The sequence below is a fragment of the Bacillus fungorum genome (genome assembly GCF_002746455.1).
GTDB lineage: Bacteria > Bacillota > Bacilli > Bacillales > Bacillaceae_G > Bacillus_A > Bacillus_A fungorum.
Genome location: NZ_NWUW01000002.1, coordinates 146,359 through 169,621 on the forward strand (window position 1 = coordinate 146,359; position 23,263 = coordinate 169,621).

The window sequence follows — 23,263 nt, forward strand, 5'->3', positions numbered from 1 at the left end:
AAAAAAATAGATAAATCATTTCAGGAGGGGTTTCTAGTATGAAGAAAAAAACAGGTCTTTTATTATCATTAACATTAGCAGCAAGCGCAGTTTTAGGTGCATGTGGTAACTCTGATAAAGCAAGTAGCGACAAAAAAGAGTTTAAAGTTGGTATGGTTACAGATGTTGGGGGCGTTGATGACAAATCATTTAACCAATCAGCTTGGGAAGGTTTAACGAAATTCGGTAAAGACAATGATTTAAAGAAAAATGAAGGATATCGTTATCTTCAATCAAGCAAAGATGCTGATTATATCCCGAATTTAACGAAATTTGCGAAAGATCATTATAACACAACATTTGGTATTGGTTACTTAATGGAAAAATCAATCGAAAAAGTAGCTGATCAGTATCCAAAAGAACAATTTGCGATTGTAGATACAGTTGTAAAGAAGCCAAACGTAACAAGTATTACATTTAAAGACCATGAAGGTTCATTCTTAGTTGGTGCTGTAGCAGCAATGACGACAAAATCAAATAAAGTTGGGTTTGTTGGTGGTGTAAAAAGCCCGTTAATTACAAAATTTGAATCAGGTTTTAAAGCTGGTGCAAAAGCAGTAAATCCAAATATCGAAATCGTATCACAATATGCTGATGCATTTGATAAACCAGAAAAAGGGTCTGTATTAGCTTCAGCAATGTACGGTGGTGGAGTTGACGTAATTTATCATGCTTCAGGTGCAACTGGTAATGGTGTATTTACAGAAGCAAAAAACCGTAAGAAAAAAGGTGAAAATGTTTGGGTAATCGGTGTTGACCGTGACCAAAATCAAGAAGGTATGCCTGAAAACGTAACTTTAACTTCTATGGTAAAACGTGTTGATATTGCAGTAGCAAAAGTAGCACAAGAAGCGAAAGATGGAAAGCTTAAAGGCGGTAAAGTAGAAGAATTTGGCTTGAAAGATGACGGTATTGGTATTTCAAAAACAACTGATAATGTGAAAAAAGTAAATCCTGAAATCTTAACAAAAGTAGAAGAGCTTGAGAAGAAAATCACTGACGGTGAAATTAAAGTACCTGCAACTGATGAAGAATATAAAACATATGAAGCTTCTCTAAAGAAATAATAATAGAGAAATAGCAAAGGTTAGTTCGTAGAACTAACCTTTGCATATATAAAAATACCTTTAATAGAGTGTAATTAGGGAGTGTTCCCTGCTAAAAGGAGGAACAAAATGGAATACGTAATTGAGATGAACAATATTACAAAAGTATTCCCAGGCATTGTAGCGAATGACGATATTACGCTGCAAGTAAAACAGGGAGAAATACATGCTTTACTTGGAGAAAATGGTGCAGGGAAATCAACGCTGATGAATGTGCTGTTTGGTTTGTATCAACCAGAACAGGGAGAAATTAAGATTCAAGGAAAACCTGTAAAAATTACAAATCCGAATATAGCAAATGACCTTGGTATTGGGATGGTCCATCAGCATTTTATGCTTGTTCATAATTTTACAGTTACAGAGAATATTATTCTTGGGAATGAGCCGAAGAAAAACGGGAAAATTGCTGTTGAAGAAGCTGCAAAAGAAATTAAGCAATTATCTGAACAGTACGGTTTAGCTGTTGATCCACATGCGAAAATTGAAGATATTTCTGTTGGGATGCAGCAAAGGGTTGAAATATTAAAGACTCTTTATCGTGGTGCTGAGATTTTAATATTTGATGAGCCAACCGCGGTGTTAACTCCCCAAGAGATTCATGAGTTGATTCAAATTATGAAAAAGCTTGTACAAGAAGGAAAATCTATTATTCTTATTACACATAAGTTGAAAGAAATTATGGAAGTTTGCGATCGTTGTACAATTATTCGTAAAGGTAAGGGGATTGGCACTGTTGATGTAGCGGAAACGGATGAGCATAAACTTGCAGAGTTAATGGTCGGACGTCAAGTGAATTTTAAAACAGAAAAAATAGAAGCTAAACCAATGGAAGAAGTACTATCTATTGCAAACCTAATTGTTCATGATACGCGCAAGTTACCTGCTGTAAAAGGCCTTGACTTAACTGTTCGTGCAGGAGAAATCGTTGGGATTGCAGGGATTGATGGAAATGGTCAAAGTGAATTAATAGAGGCGATTACTGGTTTACGAAAAGTTGAGTCAGGTTCTATTGCAATTAAAGGAAAAGAAATAACGAATTGGCCTGTTCGAAGAATAACAGAAGAGGGGATTGGTCATATTCCTGAAGATCGTCATAAACACGGACTTGTTCTCGATTTTTCTGTTCGGGACAATATTGTTTTACAAACATACTATAAAAATCCATTTTCAAAGAAAGGGATTTTAAATTTTAGTAAAATTACAGAAAAAGCAAAAGCGCTTATTGAACAGTTTGATGTACGTACACCTAGTGAACAAACGTTAGCTCGTGCTCTATCTGGTGGGAACCAGCAAAAGGCCATTATTGCACGTGAAGTAGATCGTAATCCAGATTTATTAATTGCAGCGCAGCCAACACGTGGTTTAGATGTAGGTGCGATTGAATTTATTCATAAAAAATTAATCGAGCAGAGAGATAATGGGAAGGCAGTATTGCTTTTATCTTTAGAGCTGGATGAAATTTTAAATGTAAGTGATCGAGTTGCTGTTATATATGAAGGGAAAATTGTAGCAATTGTGGATGCGAAAGAAACGAATGAACAACAGCTTGGATTATTAATGGCCGGCGGGACAGGGAAAGAGAAGGTGAACACAAATGGCTAAAAAATTTTTAACAGAACGAACAATTAATATTTTAGTACCTGTGTTATCCGTAGTTTTCGGTTTACTTGTTGGTGCCATTGTAATGTTAGTTAGTGGATATGATCCAATTGTTGGATATGCCGCACTTTGGGAAGGAATGGTTGGAAATCCACAAGCCATCGGTGAGACGTTGCGTACGATGATTCCGCTTGTGCTAGCTGGTCTTTCAGTAGCATTCGCATTTCGTACAGGTCTTTTCAATATTGGGGTGGAAGGACAGTTATTAGTTGGGTGGCTTGCTGCTGTTTGGTTTGGATATGCAGTGTCGTTACCAGTAATTTTGCATATTCCGTTATCTATATTAGTGGCAGCAATCGCCGGCGGTTTATGGGGTTTTATACCTGGATATTTAAAAGGAAAGCTTAAAGTAAATGAAGTAATTGTTACAATTATGATGAACTACATTGCACTTTATGTTACGTATGACCTTATTAAACGCTTTATTCATGAAGGTAATGAGAAATCTTATGATGTACAAGCAAGTGCTTCGTTAGCTTCTGATTGGTTATCTTCATTGACAGATGGATCTCGTTTACACTGGGGAATTGTTGTAGCTATTATCGTTGCAATTGTAATGTGGTTCTTATTAGATAGAACAACGTTAGGGTATGAACTAAAATCGGTTGGTTTTAACCAAAATGCCTCTCAATATGCAGGGATGAAAGTATCGCGTAATGTTGTATTATCAATGACAATTGCTGGTGCTTTTGCTGGAATTGGTGGAGCTATGGAAGGTTTAGGAACATTCCAAAGTATGACGGCGATGTCGTCGTTTACTGGTATTGGATTTGATGGGATTGCTGTAGCGCTTCTAGGAGGAAATAATCCATTTGGTATATTATTATCAGCTTTACTGTTTGGTGGTTTGAAAAGTGCAGCCCCACAAATGAATTTTGAAGCAGATGTACCTTCTGAGTTAATTAACGTTATTATTGCATGTATTATTTTCTTTGTTGCGTGCAGTTATGTTTTACGCTGGGCACTTACACGCATGAGCAAGGAGGGGAAATAAATGAGCTTTTTAGATATTTTAGCCATTCTTGTGACGGGTACGTTATATACGGCAGCGCCACTTATTTTTACGGCGTTAGGTGGAGTGTTCAGTGAGCGTTCTGGAGTTGTAAATATAGCGTTAGAAGGTTTAATGTTATTTGGTGCGTTTATTGGTATTGTTACAACGTTATTAATGGGTGATACGTGGGGATCGATGACTCCTTGGATTGCACTATTATTTGCAGCAATTGGTAGTGGGTTATTTGCACTTCTTCATGCGGTAGCATCTATTACGTTCCGTGCGGATCAAGTAGTGAGCGGGGTAGCAATTAACTTCTTAGCTCTTGGTTTAACAGTATTTGCGATTAAGAAAATCTTTGGCAAAGGACAAACGGATTTCATTCAATACCGTATTGAAAAAATCGATGTTCCGGGTCTTTCGGATATTCCGGTAATTGGAAAAATCTTTTTCTCAAATGTACCGTTAACATCATATATCGCTATTATTTTAGCGTTTGTTGTTTGGTATATCATTTATAAAACACCGTTCGGTCTTCGTCTTCGTGCGGTTGGTGAACATCCAATGGCAGCAGATACGATGGGGATTAATGTATATAAAATGCGTTATATTGCAGTTGCTATATCTGGAATGTTTGCAGGAATAGGTGGAGCGGTCTTCGCTATGTCAATTTCCGGTAACTTCTCAGGTGCTACAATTACCGGACAAGGTTTCTTAGCGTTAGCGGCTATGATTTTCGGTAAATGGAATCCACTAGGTGCTCTTGGAGCGGCTCTGTTCTTTGGATTTGCTCAATCACTAGGAATAACAGGTGGTACAATTCCGGTACTAAAAGAAATTCCAAGTGTATTCTTAACGATATTACCGTATGTATTCACAATATTAGCACTTGTTGGTTTTGTAGGTCGTTCTGAAGCTCCGAAAGCATTAGGAACTCCTTATGAAAAAGGAAAACGATAAGTATAAAAAAAGCTCGCACATTAGTGCGGGCTTTTTTACATAGAATATATTTAATACGGAATTTTACTATGTTCCTTACATATTACAGTTTTTAGAAAGAGTCGAATGTAAGTATAGTGAGGAAGAAAAGTTGATTTTTCATTTCTAAAAACTGTATATTGAAGAGGAATATTCCTATATACGTAAAGGAGGGCTATAAATGAAACTGATGGAACAACAGTTACACGAGTTAGGTGGTTTACGAGTACATATTATTCCAACTGATAAATATAAAACAAATACTTTTGTATTTCGTTTTAAAGCACCTTTAAATGAGGAGACGGTGACAGAGCGTGCCCTATTGCCATACGTATTGCAAAGCGCGACAGAAAAACTTCCTTCTGTAATTCGTCTTCGTCAATATTTAGAAGAATTATACGGATCTTCTTTGGCAGTAGATGTAAGTAAAAAAGGAGAAGACCATATCATCTCTATTTATGTAGACATTGCAAATGAAGTATATTTGCATGATGCACCGCCATTATTTGAAAAAGCGCTTTCTATGTTATCGGATATCGTTTTACATCCAGCAACAGAGGGGAACGGTTTTTTATCTTCTATCGTAGAGAGTGAAAAGAGAGCGCTCTTGCAACGGATTGAAGCTACGTATGATGATAAAATGCGTTATGCAAACGAGCGTTTAATTGAAGAAATGTGCAAAGTAGAACCGTATCGATTAAGTGCAAATGGAAAAAAAGAGAGTGTTGCATCTATTACAAATGAAAGTTTGTATCGATATTATCAAAAAGTGTTAGCGGAAGATGAAATGGATCTATACATTATTGGTGATATTTCGGAAAAAGCAGTGGATCTTGTAAGTAAGTATTTTTCTATTTCAGCGCGTCCTGAGAGAGAGAGAAATGTACTTCTTCATAAGAGAAATAATGAAGAAAAAGAAGTTGTTGAAAAACAAGAATTAAAACAAAGTAAATTACACATCGGTTATCGTACGTTTATTACGTATAAAGACGAAGATTATTTTGCACTGCAATTGTTCAATGGATTGTTTGGAGGATTTTCTCATTCAAAGCTATTCGTTAATGTTCGTGAAAAAAATAGTTTAGCGTACTATGCAGCATCCCGCTTTGAAAGTCATAAAGGCTTATTATTTGTCATGTCAGGGATCGAAGCGAAAAATTATGAAAAAGCTGTTGAGATTATTAAAGAACAAATGCTAGCGATGCAAAATGGTGATTTTTCTGAAGAAGAGATGCACCAAACGAAAAGTGTTATTCAAAATCAAATATTAGAGGCGATTGATACACCACGCGGATTTGTGGAAATGCTGTATCATGGCATTATTTCAGATCGTACGCGCCCGGTTGAAGAATGGCTTACAGGTATTGAAAGTGTGACGAAAGAAGAGATTGTGAAAGTTGCTAAAAATATTGAACTAGATACAATTTACTTTTTACATGGAACGGAGGGAGAATAAATGGAGAAAATTGTTTATGAGCAATTAAAAGAGACGCTCTATTATGAAAAACTTCCTAATGGATTAGATGTATATATTTTACCGAAGCAAGGATTTAATAAAACATTTGCAACGTTTACGACAAAATATGGTTCTATAGATAATACATTCGTACCACTAGGTAAAGAGGAAATGGTTCGTGTGCCTGATGGAATTGCTCATTTTCTTGAGCATAAATTATTTGAAAAAGAAGATCACGATGCTTTCCAATTGTTTAGTAAACAAGGAGCATCGGCAAATGCTTTCACATCGTTCACAAGAACAGCTTACCTTTTTTCATGTACATCAAATGTAGAACAAAATTTAAATACATTGTTAAATTTCGTACAAGAGCCTTACTTCTCTGAAAAAACAGTTGAAAAAGAGAAGGGGATTATCGGGCAAGAAATTCAAATGTATCAAGATAATCCGGATTGGCGCTTATACTTTGGATTAATTGATAGCTTATTTGTAAAACACCCAATTAAAATTGATATTGCAGGGACAATTGAGTCTATTAGTAAAATTACGAAAGACCTATTATATGAATGTTATGAAACGTTTTATCATCCGAGCAATATGTTAATGTTTGTTGTAGGTGCAATTGATCCAGAGAAAACGATGGATTTGATACGTGAAAATCAAGCGACAAAAGATTACAAAAATCAACCAGAAATTGTACGTTCATTTGAAGAAGAACCAGATGAGGTAAATGAAAAGAAGAAGATTATTTCAATGCCTGTACAAACACCGAAATGTTTAGTTGGTATTAAAGCGACAAACTTAAAAGAAAAAGGGAAAGCCCTTTTAAAACAAGAAATTGCGCTTACGTTGCTTTTAGATTATTTATTTGGGAAAAGCTCAGTTCATTACGAATCTTTATATAATGAAGGACTTATTGATGATTCGTTCTCGTATGATTATACGGAAGAGAATAACTTCGGTTTTGCAATGGTTGGCGGCGATACGAAGCAACCTGATGAGCTGGAAGAGCGTTTGAAAGGTATTTTATTAAACACAAACTATGATCAATTAGATGAGGCAGCATTAGAACGAGTAAAGAAAAAGAAAATAGGTGGCTTTTTACGTTCCTTGAATTCACCGGAATATATTGCAAATCAATTTACACGATATGCGTTTAATGAATCGAGTCTGTTTGATGCATTGACTGTATTAGAAAGTCTAACGGTTCAAGATTTACAAGAAGTAGCCCAATTACTATTATCAGAAGAGAAAATGAGTGTTTGCCAAGTTTTACCGAAAAAATAAAAGGTTTCATAATAATACCCTCATCTTATCATTGATAAATTGTAAGATGAGGGTATTATTTATTTGTAGGAAAAAGATTTTTTTTGAGATAAGAGAGGAATTGTATGAAAAAGTATGCATTAGTAACTGGAGGAAGCGGAGGGATTGGCTCTGCTATTTCAAAACAATTAATTCAAGATGGATATACAGTATATGTTCATTATAATAACAGTGAAGAGAAAGTGAATGAGTTACAGAAAGGATGGGGTGAAGTAATTCCTGTTCAAGCGAATTTAGCTTCTACTGATGGGGCAGAGCAATTGTGGAAACAAATTGAACATCCTCTTGATGTTATCGTATATGCAGCTGGGAAGAGTATTTTTGGACTCGTAACAGATGTAACGAACGATGAATTGAATTACATGGTAGAACTTCAAGTGAAGAGTATCTATAAATTATTATCAATGGCACTCCCATCTATGATTCAGCGAAGAAGCGGTAATGTTGTACTTGTTTCGTCTATATGGGGACAAATTGGCGCATCATGTGAAGTGCTTTACTCTATGGTAAAAGGTGCACAAAATTCCTATGTGAAAGCTTTAGCAAAAGAAGTTTCATTAAGTGGATTAAGAGTGAACGCGGTGGCGCCAGGTGCAATTGAAACGGAAATGTTAAGTGTATTTTCAGAAGAGGATAAGAATGAAATTGCGGAAGAGATCCCGTTAGGCAGGTTGGGACTACCAGAAGAAGTAGCGAAAACAGTGTCATTTCTCGTATCGCCAGGTGCATCTTACATAACTGGACAAATTATCGGAGTAAATGGCGGTTGGCATTGTTAAAAATTTCTTACATAAAAAATGAAAAACTGTACAAATTAAGCATGATTCTATTACTAAGTAGTGAGGTGCTTACACATGTCAGTTTTAGATAATTTTGATCAATGGAAGAGCTTTTTAGGAGAACGTTTAGAACAAGCAGAAGGGAAAGGGCTTAACAGTGGTGCTGTATCAGATATGGCATTTCGTGTTGGTGATTATTTAGCAAATGAAGTAGAAGCGCGCAACGATCAAGAGAAATTGTTGGCTGAGCTTTGGAAAGTTGCTGATGAACAAGAGCAGCATACAATCGCAAACTTAATGGTAAAGTTTGTACAACATAAGTAAAAAATAGAGAGGAGAATTTCCTCTCTATTTTTTTGTATAATAATTGAACGAGATAGATTATACATTTAGCTTCCCTATTAAGGTGAAATCATATAATATAGTACGTAGGTGTAAAGTAAGCAAGGGGAGTGATCTTGGATGATTGAATGGTATTTTGAATATGAAATACATAAAAACCGACCTGGCTTGCTTGGTGACGTTTCTTCGTTAATCGGTATGCTCGGCATTAATATTGTCACAATTAATGGTGTAGATAATGCACGACGTGGATTACTCCTTATGTGTGATAATCAAGAGCAAATCTCTAGACTTGAATCAATTTTAAATACGATGGATAACATAACGGTAACGAAATATCGTCCGCCAAAGCTAAGAGATAAGCTAGCGGTTAGACATGGAAGGTACATACAACGAGATGCAGATGATAAGAAGACATTTCGGTTTGTGCGTGATGAATTAGGGTTACTTGTAGACTTTATGGCTGAAATAATGAAAAAAGAAGGTCATAAACTAATTGGTATACGAGGCATGCCTCGTGTCGGAAAAACAGAATCCATTGTTGCCGCAAGTGTTTGTGCAAATAAAAGATGGTTATTTGTATCATCTACTCTTATTAAGCAAACGGTTCGTAGTCAATTGATTGAAGACGAGTATAGCGACGACAATATTTTCATCTTAGATGGAATCGTGTCAACAAAGCGTGCTAACGAAAGGCATTGGCAGCTTGTCCGTGAAATCATGAGATTGCCTGCAACGAAAGTTGTGGAACATCCTGACGTATTTGTGAGTCAGTCAGAATACACGTTGGATGATTTTGATTATATTATCGAGTTGCGTAACGATTATGATGAAGAAATTCAATATAATTTAGTAGATGAAATTGAGCAAGGTACGCAAAATAATTTCTCTATGTTTGACTTTTAAAGAAATATTGAGGTGTTAGTAGTGACAGAATTAGGACAAAAGCTGAAAGAAGCAAGAGGAACGAAAGGCTTGTCTATTGATCAGCTGCATGAGATTACAAAAATTCAAAAACGCCATTTAGTAGCGATTGAGGAAGGCAATTATGATGTATTGCCAGGAGCTTTTTATGCGCGTGCATTCATTAAACAATACGCAGATGCGGTTGGATTAAATGGAGAAGAACTGCTTGTAGAATATCAGAGTACGATACCACAATCTGAAAAACGCGACGTTCCACAAGTGTCAACTGGACAAAAAACACAAGAAACAATGCAAAAATCTTCATCATGGCCAATTGCAGATCATATGCCAAAAATCTTAGTTGCGCTGTTAGTAATCGCAGTTGGAGTGGTAATTTGGTTTGTTTTCCAAGCGTTAACTGGAAAAGGTGATGAGAAAGTTCCGAATGCTCAAAGTGAAAAAATTGAAGTTAAAAAAGCGGAAAACTCTCCGTTAGATACGAAGAAAGATGAAGTGAAAGCGGAAGAGCCGAAAAAAGAGGAACCGAAAAAAGAAGAACCAAAGAAAGAGGAACAACCAGCGCAGCCAACTGGACAGCAAGAAGTGAAAGTAGTTGGAACAACTGGGAAGGTATCTACTTTGGAAATTCATAATAATAAAACATTAGAACTGGAAATATCGGGTAAAGGTGCGAGTTATGTAGATGTTAAAGATGATGCTGGGAATGTGATTCTAAACACTACAGTACAAGAGGGCCAAATAGAAAAACATGATGTATCAACATTAAAAGAAGTGCGACTTAATATTGGAAATGCAACGAATGTTGAAGTTAAACTGAATGGCCAAGTGGTCGCATACCCATTGGATCCAGAAAAAGAACTTCACCAAAGATTGGTGATAAAAAACCAAGGGATAGAGCAACCTGCACAATAACAGTCATCGCTTCGATGACTTTTTTCAATGAACAAATGTTTTTGATATGATGGAGGAATAGCTGTGAATTTACCAAATAAAATTACAATATCTAGAATCTGCTTAATTCCAATTTTTATGGTAATTATGTTAGCACCCTTTGATTGGGGTTCATACACAATTGGTGATGTTGATTTACCAGTTCAACATTTAGTAGGGGCACTTATCTTTATTATTGCTTCGGCTACAGATTGGATTGATGGACATTACGCAAGAAAGTATAATCTTGTAACGAATTTAGGGAAGTTTCTTGACCCGTTAGCTGATAAATTACTTGTTTCAGCAGCTCTTATCACGTTAGTTGAGATGCAATACGTATCTGCTTGGATCGTTATTGTAATTATAAGCCGTGAGTTTGCGGTAACTGGTTTACGCCTTGTACTTGCTGGAACAGGAGAAGTAGTTGCGGCAAATCAGCTAGGGAAAATTAAGACATGGACACAAATTATTGCGATTGCAGCATACTTATTACACGATGTACCTTTAAATTTAATTCATATTCCGGTAGCTGATATCTTTATATGGATTGCATTAATTTTTACTGTTATTTCAGGATGGGATTATTTCTGGAAAAATAGAGCTGCTTTTGTAAACTCAAAATAGAAGTTTATGGGGGAATTGGGATGAATGCTGAAATTATTGCGGTTGGAACTGAATTATTACTTGGACAAATTGCAAATACAAACGCCCAGTTTTTATCTGAAAAGTTAGCTTCAATTGGAATTAACGTCTACTACCATACTGTAGTCGGCGATAATAACAATCGATTACAGCAGGCGATTGAAGTTGCGGAAGAACGTGCTGACATGCTTATTTTCACAGGTGGATTAGGCCCGACAAAAGATGATTTGACGAAAGAAACGATATCTTCTAGTTTGGGTGAAGAGCTTGTGTATGATGAAAAGGCATTAGCATCGATAAGCGATTACTTTAAGCGTACAGGCCGTGAGTTCACGGAGAATAATAAAAAGCAGGCGCTCGTTTTGAATAGAGCAACTGTATTTGCGAATGATCACGGCATGGCACCTGGTATGGGGTTAAATAAGAACGGAAAAGTTTATATTTTATTGCCAGGACCACCGAAAGAAATGAAGCCGATGTATGTAAGTTATGTAGAGCCTTTTTTACGTAACATTACAACAGGAGAAAACATTTATTCTCGTGTGCTTCGCTTCTTCGGGATTGGGGAATCCCAATTAGAGGTGAAAGTTCAAGATTTAATTGATGAACAAACGAACCCGACAATTGCCCCCCTTGCGAATGATGGAGAAGTGACACTACGTTTAACTGCTAAGCATCAAAAAGCTGATGAAGCGGAGAAACTCATTCAGCATATGGAAGATTTGATTTTAGAAAGAGTAGGAGGATTTTTCTACGGATATGACCAAGAGTTTCTGCATTATAAGGCGATAGAGTTATTGAAGAAAAAAGGATTAACTTTAGCGTGTGCAGAAAGTTTAACAGGTGGTCTCTTCGGCAATCAAGTAACCGAAAGTGCTGGTGTGTCTTCAGTATTTAAAGGTGGTGTCATTTGTTATCGTAATGATGTGAAGCAACATGTTTTACATGTACCTGAGGAAGTGTTGTCTACTGATGGTGCAGTTAGTAAAGAATGTGCTCGTTATCTTGCTGAAAATGTTAAAGAATTATTAAAAGCAGATATCGGAATTAGTTTCACTGGGGTAGCAGGACCAGATGCTTCAGAACAGAAAGAACCAGGAACAGTATTCGTTGGTTTGGCGATTAAAGATGAACCAACTGTAGTCTTTCCTCTTCATTTAAGTGGAAGTCGTCAACAAATTAGGGAACGCTCAGTAAAATATGGATTTTATCATTTGTATAAAAAGCTAGAAGAGATATAAGTCTCTTTTAGCTTTTTTTAATGGTTAAATGCAGTTTTATTTGATGGAAAATAAAAAAACGAATAAATGTTCGATTTTTGTTGGCAAATTGAATTGAAAATAGGTATAATAAGATTAGCAATTCAGTTAAGGAGGAATTTTGAATGAGTGATCGTCAAGCAGCGTTAGATATGGCGTTAAAACAAATAGAGAAGCAATTCGGTAAAGGTTCAATTATGAAATTAGGAGAACAAGCGGAGCGTAGAGTTTCTACAGTTTCTAGTGGTTCTTTAGCACTTGATGTGGCACTAGGGGTAGGCGGATACCCACGCGGCCGTATTATCGAAATTTATGGACCTGAAAGTTCAGGTAAAACAACAGTTTCATTACATGCAATTGCAGAGGTACAGCGTCAAGGTGGACAAGCAGCATTCATCGATGCGGAGCATGCAATGGATCCTGTATACGCACAAAAATTAGGTGTTAACATCGATGAATTACTATTATCACAACCTGATACAGGGGAGCAAGGTTTAGAAATCGCAGAAGCACTTGTGCGAAGTGGTGCGGTTGATATTATCGTAATTGACTCTGTAGCAGCTCTTGTACCGAAAGCTGAAATCGAAGGGGACATGGGTGACTCACACGTAGGTTTACAAGCTCGTTTAATGTCTCAAGCACTTCGTAAACTTTCAGGTGCAATCAATAAATCAAAAACAATTGCAATCTTTATTAACCAAATTCGTGAAAAAGTTGGGGTTATGTTCGGAAATCAACTACAAGTTGCTTAATCGTAAAGATTAAGGAGTTTACTATGGGTTTCCCTTGCTAGTGATAGCATGTTAAAAAACCTTGTGAACCTTATTGCCTAAGGGTGTAACTATTCATATAGTTGCTAACGGTGAAGCCCACCATTATTTAGGGTAATACCGTGCCAAGCTCCATAGTGATATGGGGAAGGTGTAGAGACTACCGAAAAGGACTTTTAGTTAACTGAGTAGGGTACGGCAGATGATAGGCTACTGCTGGAAGTGCAAGGCTCTCTGTAAAGAGATGAAGAGATAGTCCGGACTATAGAGATGGAAAATCTATAGATAGTGCCAGAAACAACTCCAGGTGGTCGTGCGTTGAAATTCTATTCAACTGTTCGTCTTGAAGTGCGTCGTGCGGAGCAATTAAAGCAAGGTAACGACATCGTTGGTAATAAAACAAAAGTAAAAGTAGTTAAAAATAAAGTAGCACCACCATTCCGTGTTGCTGAAGTTGATATTATGTACGGAGAAGGTATTTCAAGAGAAGGTGAAATCTTAGATATGGCTTCTGAACTTGATATCGTTCAAAAGAGCGGTGCTTGGTACTCTTATAATGAAGAACGCTTAGGACAAGGTCGTGAAAATTCGAAGCAGTTCTTAAAAGAAAATACGGATTTAAGAGAAGAAATTGCTTTCTTTATTCGTGAGCATCACGGAATTAGTGAAGATTCTGGTGCTGAAGGTCCGGAAGATTCAAATCTTCTTGATTAAAAATAAAAGACACGGGATCGTGTCTTTTATTTTTGTATCATTATGAAAGCGTTGTATATCGTTGGAGATAAAATATTTAATCTATCTAAAAGATTATGTATAAAGAGGGATATATGCACGTTTCACATGAATAAACTGGAATTTACTAAGGTTTTCCAGGATAATATGCTGTCTGCTTTTTAAATTCATATATGAATTAGGGCTGAAGGTAAAGAAAGTAAAAGTAGACAACGCTTGACAATGAAAATTGCGATAGATACAATGAGAATGTATATTTTTTCTTATATACGAAACACTCTTCTCAAGAAGAGAAGTAATATTCGGAGTAAGACTTAAATCTTGCCGAAATAATAATATGACATTTTAATTGTGAAATGAAGAAAGTCCCTTAAAAAAGCGGGGCGACGGTCTTTGCTGTATGTTGGTATTCAATGTACATGCCGACAGTCTTTTTTCATTCATAGCAAGGGGAGGTGAAATCATGAGTAGTACAGTTTGGATACTCATCTCCATTTTGCTTGCAACAGTCGGTGCAGTTGTTGGCTTTTTTGTTCGAAAGTCTATTGCTGAAGCGAAGATTAATGGTGCAGCTAATGAAGCGAAACGTATTCTAGACGAAGCGAATCGTGAGGCTGAAGCACTTAAGAAAGAAGCGCTTTTAGAAGCAAAGGATGAAATTCATACACTTCGTACAGAAGCTGAATTAGAAATTCGTGACCGTAGAAGCGAATTACAAAAACAAGAAAATCGTTTAATGCAAAAAGAAGAGAACCTTGATCGTAAAGACGAAACGCTCGATAAACGCGAGCAACAGTTAGAAAAGAAAGAGGATTCTCTTGTAGCGAGACAACAACAGATTGAAGAGTTGGAAAGCAAAGTGGGAGAGTTAGTTCAAAAGCAACAAACAGAATTAGAGCGCATTTCCAATCTGACACGCGAACAAGCGAAAGCAATTATTCTTGGTAAAGTAGAAAGTGAAGTTTCTCATGAAATTGCCGTAATGGTAAAAGAAAGTGAAGTTCGTGCGAAAGAAGAAGCGGATAAGAAAGCAAAAGAGATTTTATCTCTTGCAATGCAAAGATGTGCAGCTGATCATGTTGCTGAAACAACCGTTTCGGTTGTAAATCTTCCAAATGACGAAATGAAGGGACGTATTATCGGACGTGAAGGTCGAAATATTCGTACGTTAGAAACGTTAACAGGTATTGACCTAATTATCGATGATACACCAGAAGCGGTTATTCTTTCTGGATTCGACCCAATTCGTCGTGAAACAGCTCGTATCGCTCTTGATAAACTAGTACAGGACGGACGTATTCACCCAGCGCGTATTGAAGAGATGGTCGAAAAATCAAGACGTGAAGTGGACGAATACATTCGCGAAGTCGGAGAGCAAACAACGTTTGAAGTGGGTGTTCACGGATTACATCCAGATTTAATTAAGATTTTAGGTCGTTTAAAATACCGTACAAGTTACGGACAAAACGTCTTAAAACACTCTATGGAAGTTGCATATTTAACTGGACTTATGGCAGCGGAGCTTGGTGAGGATGAAAAACTAGCAAGACGTGCTGGTCTATTACATGACATCGGTAAAGCGATTGACCATGAAGTAGAAGGTAGCCACGTTGAAATTGGTGTTGAACTCGCAACGAAATATAAAGAACATCCTGTAGTTATAAACAGTATTGCATCTCACCATGGGGACACAGAACCAACTTCTATCATTGCAGTTTTAGTTGCAGCAGCAGATGCATTATCAGCTGCAAGACCTGGAGCTCGTAGTGAAACACTTGAGAACTATATTCGTCGTCTTGAAAAGTTAGAAGAGATTTCAGAGTCTTATGAAGGCGTAGAAAAATCTTTCGCAATTCAAGCAGGACGAGAAGTTCGTATTCTGGTAAAGCCAGATACAATTGATGATTTAGAAGCTCATCGTTTAGCTCGTGATATTCGAAAACGTATTGAAAATGAACTGGATTACCCAGGACATATTAAAGTAACTGTTATTCGTGAAACACGTGCAGTGGAATACGCAAAATAAAGTGGTGAAACACCACTTTATTTTTTTGTGTTGGAATTGGTTAAAATAAAGGAAATTAGTTATCCCACTATTTGTGGGCAGTAAGACCCTTACCTCAAAATTCAGCAAAAGCAAAGAAGTTAGGGGGGCGGGCTGTCCGTAAATGTCCGATTGGTGAGGGCTAATAATCCGTGGGGATGAAGATCCCCCCACGGATTAAAGTTTCACTTTATACCTAGCATACAAGTGAAGCAAACTTATAATAAATATATTGTAAGGAAATCACTTAAAGCTATAGTAATAAAAAATGTAGTACATAGGAAGGGTAAGACATATGAGAATATTATTTGTTGGGGATGTAGTAGGATCTCCTGGTAGAGGTATGATTCAACAATACGTACCGGCATTAAAGAAGAAATATACACCTACAGTAACCATTATTAATGGAGAAAACGCAGCTGGTGGACGTGGAATTACAGAAAAAATATATCGAAACTTTTTAGAATGCGGAGCACAAGCGGTTACACTTGGAAACCACGCTTGGGATAACCGTGAAGTATTTGAATTTATTGATGACGCAAAATATCTTGCAAGACCAGCTAACTTCCCAGACGGAACTCCAGGAAAAGGACTTATCTTTGTGAACTGTAATGGAACAGAAGTTGCAGTTATTAACTTACAGGGACGTACATTCCTTCCTCCAATTGATTGTCCATTCCGTAAAGTGGATGAATTAATTAACATTGCAAAAAAACGTACGAATATTATCTTTATTGATTTCCATGCGGAAACTACAAGTGAAAAACAAGCGTTAGGTTGGTATGTAGATGGTCGTGCTACAGCGGTAGTAGGTACACATACGCATGTCCCTACAGCAGATAATCGCATTTTACCAAGCGGAACGGCATATATCACAGATGTTGGTATGACAGGACCGTACGATGGAATTTTAGGTATGGACCGAGAAGCGGTATTGAAGAAGTTTTTAACAAACTTACCAGTACGATTTGAAGTGACAAATGGTAGAACACAATTAAGTGCAGTGCTAATTGATGTGGATCCTAATACAGGAAAAGCTAAGAAAATTGAGCGTATCTTAATTAATGATGATCAACCATTTTTTGAGTGATTCTCGGATGAAATTTAGATGAGTTGTTATTTTTTAATTTTTTAGAAAAATTACAGAAATTTAGCAGGAATACGCGTCCTTCCTCGTGAATATAAGTTAAAGTGAAATAATTGCTAATACTTTTTAAAGAAACGAGGAGGAAACGCGGAATGGAAATATTAAAAGTTAAAGCAACGTCGGTCCCTAATTCTGTAGCTGGTGCACTTGCAGGTGTTATTCGCGAACGCGGAACAGCAGAAATTCAAGCCATTGGTGCAGGTGCATTGAACCAAGCGGTAAAGGCAGTAGCAATTGCAAGAGGATTTGTAGCACCTAGTGGTTTGGACCTGATTTGTATCCCAGCGTTTACAGATATTATGATTGATGGGGAAGAGCGCACAGCAATAAAATTAATTGTAGAACCTCGTTAAGTTTAAACAACCTGTTTGCAGTATGCAAACAGGTTGTTTTTATAGTGGAGGAATGAAAATGAAAATTTTTGATGCTCATTGTGATGTACTCTTTCAGTTATGGAGTGCACAGGGGAAAAAGGATTTTAAACATGATTCGCAATTACATATTACATTTGAACAGTTAAAGAGAAGAAAAGGAAGTATACAATGTTTTGCTATATATGTGCCAGAAACAGTAGCATATGAAAAACGATTTGAAGTGGCATTACAAATGGTAGATATTTTTTATAATGAAATTTTATCACTACCGGGTGTGAAGTTTATTCAGACAAAAGATGATATTAACATGTTAAAACAGGACGAGATTGGAGCGATATTAACACTAGAAGGATGCGAAGCAATTGGGAAAGATGCAATGAAATTACGGTTGTTTTATCGCCTAGGAGTACGTTCTTTTGGATTAACATGGAATTATGCCAATTTATTAGCTGATGGTGCGCTAGAGACGCGTGGGGCGGGTTTAACGACTTTTGGTAAACATGTTGTACAAGAACTTAATGCGTTACATGTATGGACTGATGTGTCTCATCTGAATGAAAGAAGCTTTTGGGATGTTATAGAATTTGCAAAAAATCCTATTGCCTCCCATTCAAATTGTATGAAACTTTGTCAGCACCCACGTAATTTAAATGATGAACAACTTAAAGCTCTTATAAAGCGCAATGGCATGATCGGTGTCACTTTTGTACCACATTTTCTAACAAATGAAAAACAAGCGAATATAGCAGATATAGTAAGACATATCGAATATATTTGTGCATTAAGTGGAGAGAACAATATAGGGTTTGGTTCGGATTTTGATGGGATTTTAGAAACGGTTGTAAATGTATCAACGTATGGAGATTATGAAAATATAATGAATGAGCTTTGTAAACATTATACGGCATCTACTGTAGAGCGATTTTTATATGGAAATTTTGTTGAACATATAAGCTTTTAAGATTTTTGTTTTAAAAATACAGAAAAATTAGAATTAATTAATTTGATAGTATTGCTTTTTTTAAGACCTAATACTAGAATGAAAAACAAAATAGCTTTATACTAAAGATTCAGGGAAATCAGAAGAGGCATAATTTGCGTCCGTTGTAGTTTATTTGTATAAAAAATGCTAAACTATTACTGTAAAAAAATACACTACAATGAATGCAGCCAAAAGGGGTGTAGGAGATGATTAGTCAACTTTCATGGAAAGTTGGAGGCCAACAAGGTGAAGGAATTGAAAGTACAGGAGAAATCTTCTGTATTGCATTAAACCGATTGGGATATTACCTATACGGTTACCGCCACTTCTCATCACGTATTAAAGGCGGCCATACAAATAATAAAATTCGTGTAAGTACAACAGAAGTACGCGCGATCTCAGATGATTTAGATATTTTAATTGCTTTTGATCAAGAAACAATTGATTTTAACTTCCACGAACTACGTCCAGGTGGAATTGTAGTTGCAGATGCGAAATTTAATCCAACGATACCTGACAATACAGATGTAAATCTATATGTGATACCGTTTACAGATATTGCTTCAGAATTAGGTACATCATTAATGAAAAACATGGTTGCTGTTGGGGCATCAAGTGCGGTATTAGGATTAGATGAAACAGCTTATTTAGATGTTGTTGAAGAAATCTTTGGTCGTAAAGGAGAGCAAGTTGTTCAAAAGAATATGGACGCAATTAAGCGCGGCTCTCAATATATGAAAGAGTTGCTAGGTGAGAAAGTAAACATGATGCAGCTTGAAAAAGCCGATGGTAAGAAACGCATGTTTATGATTGGAAACGATGCAATCGCATTTGGTGCGGTAGCTGGTGGTGCTCGCTTTATGTCTGCATATCCAATTACACCTGCATCTGAAATTATGGAATACTTAATTAAAAAATTACCAAAAGTTGGCGGGACAGTAATCCAAACTGAGGATGAAATCGCAGCTTGTACAATGGCAATCGGTGCAAACTATGCTGGTGTTCGTACATTAACTGCATCTGCTGGTCCGGGTCTATCTTTAATGATGGAAGCGATCGGTTTAGCGGGTATTACAGAAACGCCATTAGTAATTGTTGATACACAACGTGGTGGCCCAAGTACAGGATTACCAACGAAACAAGAGCAGTCTGATTTAATGGCAATGATTTACGGTACACACGGTGAAATTCCAAAAATCGTAATGGCGCCAAGTACAGTTGAAGAAGCTTTCTATGATATTGTAGAAGCGTTTAACTTATCAGAAGAATATCAAGTACCTGTTATTTTCTTAACAGATTTACAGCTTTCTTTAGGAAAACAAACAGTAGAACCACTTAAGTTAGATAAAGTGGAAATTCGTCGCGGTAAGCTTGATTTAGAAGCGGAATTACCAGAACGTGAAAATAAAGCATACTTCAAGCGTTATGAAGTAACAGAAGATGGCGTTTCTCCACGTGTTTTACCTGGTATGAAAAATGGTGTTCACCATGTTACAGGTGTAGAACATGATGAAACTGGTAAACCATCTGAATCAGCAATAAACCGTAAAGATCAAATGGACAAACGTTTCCGTAAAATGGAGAACTTGAAGTTTAATACCCCTGTTTATAAAAATGTTAAGCATGAAGAAGCAGACGTATTGCTTGTTGGATTTAACTCAACTCGTGGTGCAATCGAAGAAGCGATAGAGCGCTTAGAACAAGAGGGTATGAAAGTAAACCATGCTCATGTGCGTTTAATTCACCCGTTCCCAACAGCTGAAATCGATCCACTTGTGAAAAATGCGAAGCGTGTTGTAGTGGTAGAAAACAATGCAACAGGTCAGCTTGCTAACATTATGAAAATGAATCTTGGTAACGGTGAGAAAATTTCTAGTCTTTTAAAATATGATGGGAACCCATTCTTGCCGAAAGAGATTTACAACGAATGCAAAAAAGGGGTTGTATTAAATGGCAACATTTAAGGACTTTCGTAACAGCGTAAAACCAAACTGGTGCCCAGGTTGCGGAGACTTCTCAGTGCAAGCTGCAATTCAACGTGCGGCAGCTAACGTTGGCTTAAATCCAGATGAACTGGCTGTTATTTCTGGTATCGGCTGTTCAGGTCGTATTTCAGGTTATATTAATTCATATGGTGTGCATAGTATTCATGGCCGTGCCCTTCCAATTGCACAAGGTGTGAAAATGGCAAACCGTGATTTAACAGTTATCGCATCAGGTGGTGACGGTGATGGATTTGCGATTGGTATGGGACATACAATCCATTCTATTCGTCGTAACATCGACATTACGTACATCGTAATGGATAACCAAATTTACGGATTAACAAAAGGGCAAACTTCGCCACGTAGTGAAGCTGGATTTAAAACGAAAAGTACACCACAAGGTTCAATTGAACCGTCACTAAATGTTATGGAAATGGCTTTAACAGCTGGTGCGACATTTGTGGCGCAAAGCTTTTCAAGTGATTTAAAAGAATTAACACAAATTATTGAAGCTGGTATTAACCATAAAGGATTTTCATTAATTAACGTATTCAGCCCGTGTGTTACTTACAATAAAGTAAATACTTACGATTGGTTTAAAGAGAATTTAACAAAACTAAGTACAGTAGAGGGATATGATCCGTCTAATCGCATGATGGCTATGCAAACGTTAATGGAAAATAACGGATTAGTAACAGGTTTAATTTATCAAAATACAGCGCAACCTTCATACCAAGAACTTGTAAAAGGCTATAGTGAGAAGCCTTTAGTGCAATCTGATTTAAATATGGATCAGAAAATGTTTGATGAGCTTGTTGCTGAATTTATGTAATGTAAGAAGAGGAGGTTGCCATTTGGCAACCTTTTTTAATGAGTAAAAATATAAGGTAGTTATATTTACTTAGAAAATTCAGAATGGTAAAATAATATATAAATCGTTGTATGAAAATGGCAAGTTCATTGCTAATGAAATATAAGATAAGACAGAGCCTATTTCTTATTAAAATTGGCGAAACGCTTCATACTATGGTAATGTTTATAGGGATAAAGCAATATGCTTTTGGGTAGGACAAAAGAAATACGAAAAGGAAATGTCTATTTGTGTGGGGAAGACTTCATTCTTATAGATGATTAGATTGATTACTCAAGTTTCAAAGGACAAGTTATCTCTCAAGCTATCTAACCATTTTTGAGGTGGGTCTAAGCGCATTAAAATGGACTATAAAGTGTGTATAGTTAAGGGTGAAAGGAGATTACCGATGAACGAGCAACAACGATTAGCAAGTCAACAAGCAAATTCCTCTACGAAAAAAGAAGAGAAAGATTATAGCAAATACTTTGAAAGTGTATACCAACCACCTTCCTTAAAAGATGCGAAAAAACGAGGGAAAGAAGAAGTTAAAATTGAACGGGATTTTGGCTTACCTGAAGAGTTTCGCAATTTTGGTACAGGAAGAAAGTTCTATATTCGTACATATGGTTGTCAAATGAATGAGCACGATACAGAAGTAATGGCGGGTATTTTCACCACACTTGGATATGAACCAACCTTTTCAACTGAAGATGCAGATGTAGTTTTATTAAATACTTGTGCTATTCGTGAAAATGCTGAAAATAAAGTGTTCGGTGAACTAGGTCATTTAAAGTCACTAAAACGAAGAAATCCAGATCTTTTAATTGGTGTATGTGGTTGTATGTCTCAAGAGGAATCTGTTGTAAATAAAATTATGCAAAAAAACCAGCATGTAGATATGGTGTTTGGAACTCATAATATACATAGATTACCGTACATTCTAAAAGATGCAATGTTCTCGAAGGAGACGGTAGTTGAAGTTTGGTCAAAAGAAGGAGACGTAATTGAAAACCTTCCGAAAGTACGCCGTGGCGATATTAAAGCTTGGGTAAATATTATGTATGGCTGTGATAAGTTCTGTACATATTGTATTGTACCGTATACACGCGGAAAAGAGCGAAGCAGACGTCCAGAAGACATTATCCAAGAGATTCGTCATTTAGCTGCGAATGGCTATAAAGAAATTACGTTACTTGGACAGAACGTAAATGCATATGGTAAAGACTTTGAAGATATAGAATACGGTCTTGGCGATTTAATGGACGAACTCCGTAAAGTTGATATTGCACGTATTCGTTTTACAACGAGCCATCCACGCGATTTCGATGATCACTTAATTGAAGTGCTTGGAAAAGGTGGAAACTTAGTAGAACATATTCACTTACCAGTTCAATCTGGAAGCACAGATATGTTAAAAATTATGGCGCGTAAATATTCACGAGAGCATTATTTAGAGCTTGTAAGAAAAATTAAAGAAGCAATTCCAAACGCGGTATTAACAACTGATATTATCGTCGGTTTCCCAAATGAAACAGATGAGCAATTTGAAGAAACGATGTCGCTATATCGTGAAGTAGGATTTGACACTGCCTTTACCTTTATTTATTCACCGCGCGAAGGTACACCAGCTGCGAAAATGAAAGATAATGTACCGATGGGAGTGAAGAAAGAACGTCTTCAACGCTTAAATACATTAGTAAATAAATTGGCAATTGAAAAGAACAATTGGTATAAAGGGCAAATTGTAGAAGTGTTAGTTGATGGGGAAAGTAAAAATAATCCTGAAGTACTTGCAGGTTATACTCGTACGAATAAACTTGTAAACTTCGTTGCTCCAAAATCTTTAATTGGTCAGCTTGTGAAAGTAAAAGTAACGGATGCAAAAACTTGGTCTCTTAACGGAGAATTAGTTGAAGAGCCGATTGAGGTGGAATAGTAG

The 23,263-nt window shown here is 36.7% G+C and carries 19 protein-coding genes and 2 pseudogenes; all 21 read left to right on the top strand.

Translation table 11 applies throughout. From position 1 onward, the window contains the following. Positions 1-38: 38 nt before the first annotated feature. The 21 genes and pseudogenes from CO726_RS03510 to miaB all read left to right on the top strand — a co-directional run bounded on the left by CO726_RS03510 (position 39) and on the right by miaB (position 23,260). Complete coding sequence (locus tag CO726_RS03510) at positions 39-1,106, top strand: BMP family lipoprotein (protein ID WP_099683308.1); 1,068 nt, start codon at positions 39-41, stop codon at positions 1,104-1,106. A 108-nt stretch (positions 1,107-1,214) separates the two neighbouring features. Then, positions 1,215-2,747 carry an ABC transporter ATP-binding protein gene (locus CO726_RS03515; RefSeq protein ID WP_097949871.1) on the top strand — a complete coding sequence of 511 codons (1,533 nt, stop codon included), beginning with the start codon at positions 1,215-1,217 and terminating at the stop codon, positions 2,745-2,747. Next, on the top strand, positions 2,740-3,798 hold the full coding sequence (locus CO726_RS03520) for an ABC transporter permease (RefSeq protein WP_099683309.1): 1,059 nt from the start codon (positions 2,740-2,742) through the stop codon (positions 3,796-3,798). Before CO726_RS03515 ends, CO726_RS03520 begins: the two co-directional genes overlap by 8 nt. Continuing rightward, positions 3,799-4,758, top strand: coding sequence for an ABC transporter permease (locus CO726_RS03525; RefSeq protein ID WP_099683310.1), 960 nt, complete (start codon positions 3,799-3,801; stop codon positions 4,756-4,758). Positions 4,759-4,957: 199 nt separating this feature from the next. Beyond that, positions 4,958-6,232: an EF-P 5-aminopentanol modification-associated protein YfmF gene (gene yfmF, locus CO726_RS03530; protein ID WP_099683311.1), complete on the top strand. Its 1,275-nt coding sequence runs from the start codon at positions 4,958-4,960 to the stop codon at positions 6,230-6,232. Next, a complete protein-coding gene (yfmH, locus tag CO726_RS03535; protein ID WP_099683312.1) occupies positions 6,233-7,519 on the top strand; it encodes an EF-P 5-aminopentanol modification-associated protein YfmH in 1,287 nt (428 codons plus the stop codon). A gap of 104 nt (positions 7,520-7,623) precedes the next feature. Beyond that, the gene (ymfI, locus tag CO726_RS03540; protein WP_099683313.1) at positions 7,624-8,337 is read left to right on the top strand and encodes an elongation factor P 5-aminopentanone reductase; all 714 of its coding nucleotides are present in this window, start codon (positions 7,624-7,626) and stop codon (positions 8,335-8,337) included. Positions 8,338-8,412: 75 nt separating this feature from the next. Beyond that, positions 8,413-8,661: a DUF3243 domain-containing protein gene (locus CO726_RS03545; protein WP_000114448.1), complete on the top strand. Its 249-nt coding sequence runs from the start codon at positions 8,413-8,415 to the stop codon at positions 8,659-8,661. 138 nt (positions 8,662-8,799) lie between these two features. After that, complete coding sequence (locus tag CO726_RS03550) at positions 8,800-9,585, top strand: DUF3388 domain-containing protein (RefSeq protein ID WP_000574107.1); 786 nt, start codon at positions 8,800-8,802, stop codon at positions 9,583-9,585. A gap of 21 nt (positions 9,586-9,606) precedes the next feature. Beyond that, positions 9,607-10,518, top strand: a complete 912-nt coding sequence (locus tag CO726_RS03555; protein WP_099683314.1) for a helix-turn-helix domain-containing protein — start codon at positions 9,607-9,609, stop codon at positions 10,516-10,518. A gap of 63 nt (positions 10,519-10,581) precedes the next feature. Next, complete coding sequence (pgsA, locus tag CO726_RS03560) at positions 10,582-11,160, top strand: CDP-diacylglycerol--glycerol-3-phosphate 3-phosphatidyltransferase (RefSeq protein ID WP_099683315.1); 579 nt, start codon at positions 10,582-10,584, stop codon at positions 11,158-11,160. Positions 11,161-11,180: 20 nt separating this feature from the next. After that, the gene (cinA, locus tag CO726_RS03565) at positions 11,181-12,419 is read left to right on the top strand and encodes a competence/damage-inducible protein CinA (protein ID WP_099683316.1); all 1,239 of its coding nucleotides are present in this window, start codon (positions 11,181-11,183) and stop codon (positions 12,417-12,419) included. 143 nt (positions 12,420-12,562) lie between these two features. After that, positions 12,563-13,171: pseudogene (gene recA, locus CO726_RS03570) on the top strand (recombinase RecA); the annotation flags it as partial. A gap of 327 nt (positions 13,172-13,498) precedes the next feature. Next, positions 13,499-13,921: pseudogene (locus tag CO726_RS03575) on the top strand (recombinase RecA family protein); the annotation flags it as partial. A gap of 481 nt (positions 13,922-14,402) precedes the next feature. Further along, a complete protein-coding gene (gene rny, locus CO726_RS03580) occupies positions 14,403-15,965 on the top strand; it encodes a ribonuclease Y (protein WP_000099774.1) in 1,563 nt (520 codons plus the stop codon). A gap of 313 nt (positions 15,966-16,278) precedes the next feature. Further along, positions 16,279-17,073, top strand: coding sequence for a TIGR00282 family metallophosphoesterase (locus CO726_RS03585; RefSeq protein WP_098758312.1), 795 nt, complete (start codon positions 16,279-16,281; stop codon positions 17,071-17,073). A gap of 149 nt (positions 17,074-17,222) precedes the next feature. After that, positions 17,223-17,483, top strand: coding sequence for a stage V sporulation protein SpoVS (gene spoVS, locus CO726_RS03590; protein ID WP_000404341.1), 261 nt, complete (start codon positions 17,223-17,225; stop codon positions 17,481-17,483). A 58-nt stretch (positions 17,484-17,541) separates the two neighbouring features. After that, entirely contained in the window at positions 17,542-18,465 is a 924-nt protein-coding gene (locus CO726_RS03595; protein ID WP_099683318.1) for a dipeptidase, read from the top strand. 227 nt (positions 18,466-18,692) lie between these two features. Then, a complete protein-coding gene (locus CO726_RS03600; protein ID WP_098758314.1) occupies positions 18,693-20,450 on the top strand; it encodes a 2-oxoacid:acceptor oxidoreductase subunit alpha in 1,758 nt (585 codons plus the stop codon). Further along, positions 20,437-21,303, top strand: a complete 867-nt coding sequence (locus CO726_RS03605) for a 2-oxoacid:ferredoxin oxidoreductase subunit beta (RefSeq protein ID WP_000190154.1) — start codon at positions 20,437-20,439, stop codon at positions 21,301-21,303. The genes CO726_RS03600 and CO726_RS03605 overlap by 14 nt, the downstream gene beginning before the upstream one ends. 427 nt (positions 21,304-21,730) lie before the next feature. Then, positions 21,731-23,260: a tRNA (N6-isopentenyl adenosine(37)-C2)-methylthiotransferase MiaB gene (gene miaB / locus CO726_RS03610; RefSeq protein ID WP_099683319.1), complete on the top strand. Its 1,530-nt coding sequence runs from the start codon at positions 21,731-21,733 to the stop codon at positions 23,258-23,260. Positions 23,261-23,263 lie beyond the last annotated feature (3 nt).

Bases quoted from the DNA above. Each gene is read 5' to 3' on its own strand.
- CO726_RS03510 (WP_099683308.1), top strand. From the start codon at position 39: ATGAAGAAAAAAACAGGTCTTTTATTATCATTAACATTAGCAGCAAGC.
- CO726_RS03515 (WP_097949871.1), top strand. From the start codon at position 1,215: ATGGAATACGTAATTGAGATGAACAATATTACAAAAGTATTCCCAGGC.
- CO726_RS03520 (WP_099683309.1), top strand. From the start codon at position 2,740: ATGGCTAAAAAATTTTTAACAGAACGAACAATTAATATTTTAGTACCT.
- CO726_RS03525 (WP_099683310.1), top strand. From the start codon at position 3,799: ATGAGCTTTTTAGATATTTTAGCCATTCTTGTGACGGGTACGTTATAT.
- yfmF (WP_099683311.1), top strand. From the start codon at position 4,958: ATGAAACTGATGGAACAACAGTTACACGAGTTAGGTGGTTTACGAGTA.
- yfmH (WP_099683312.1), top strand. From the start codon at position 6,233: ATGGAGAAAATTGTTTATGAGCAATTAAAAGAGACGCTCTATTATGAA.
- ymfI (WP_099683313.1), top strand. From the start codon at position 7,624: ATGAAAAAGTATGCATTAGTAACTGGAGGAAGCGGAGGGATTGGCTCT.
- CO726_RS03545 (WP_000114448.1), top strand. From the start codon at position 8,413: ATGTCAGTTTTAGATAATTTTGATCAATGGAAGAGCTTTTTAGGAGAA.
- CO726_RS03550 (WP_000574107.1), top strand. From the start codon at position 8,800: ATGATTGAATGGTATTTTGAATATGAAATACATAAAAACCGACCTGGC.
- cinA (WP_099683316.1), top strand. From the start codon at position 11,181: ATGAATGCTGAAATTATTGCGGTTGGAACTGAATTATTACTTGGACAA.
- rny (WP_000099774.1), top strand. From the start codon at position 14,403: ATGAGTAGTACAGTTTGGATACTCATCTCCATTTTGCTTGCAACAGTC.
- CO726_RS03585 (WP_098758312.1), top strand. From the start codon at position 16,279: ATGAGAATATTATTTGTTGGGGATGTAGTAGGATCTCCTGGTAGAGGT.
- spoVS (WP_000404341.1), top strand. From the start codon at position 17,223: ATGGAAATATTAAAAGTTAAAGCAACGTCGGTCCCTAATTCTGTAGCT.
- CO726_RS03595 (WP_099683318.1), top strand. From the start codon at position 17,542: ATGAAAATTTTTGATGCTCATTGTGATGTACTCTTTCAGTTATGGAGT.
- CO726_RS03600 (WP_098758314.1), top strand. From the start codon at position 18,693: ATGATTAGTCAACTTTCATGGAAAGTTGGAGGCCAACAAGGTGAAGGA.
- CO726_RS03605 (WP_000190154.1), top strand. From the start codon at position 20,437: ATGGCAACATTTAAGGACTTTCGTAACAGCGTAAAACCAAACTGGTGC.
- miaB (WP_099683319.1), top strand. From the start codon at position 21,731: ATGAACGAGCAACAACGATTAGCAAGTCAACAAGCAAATTCCTCTACG.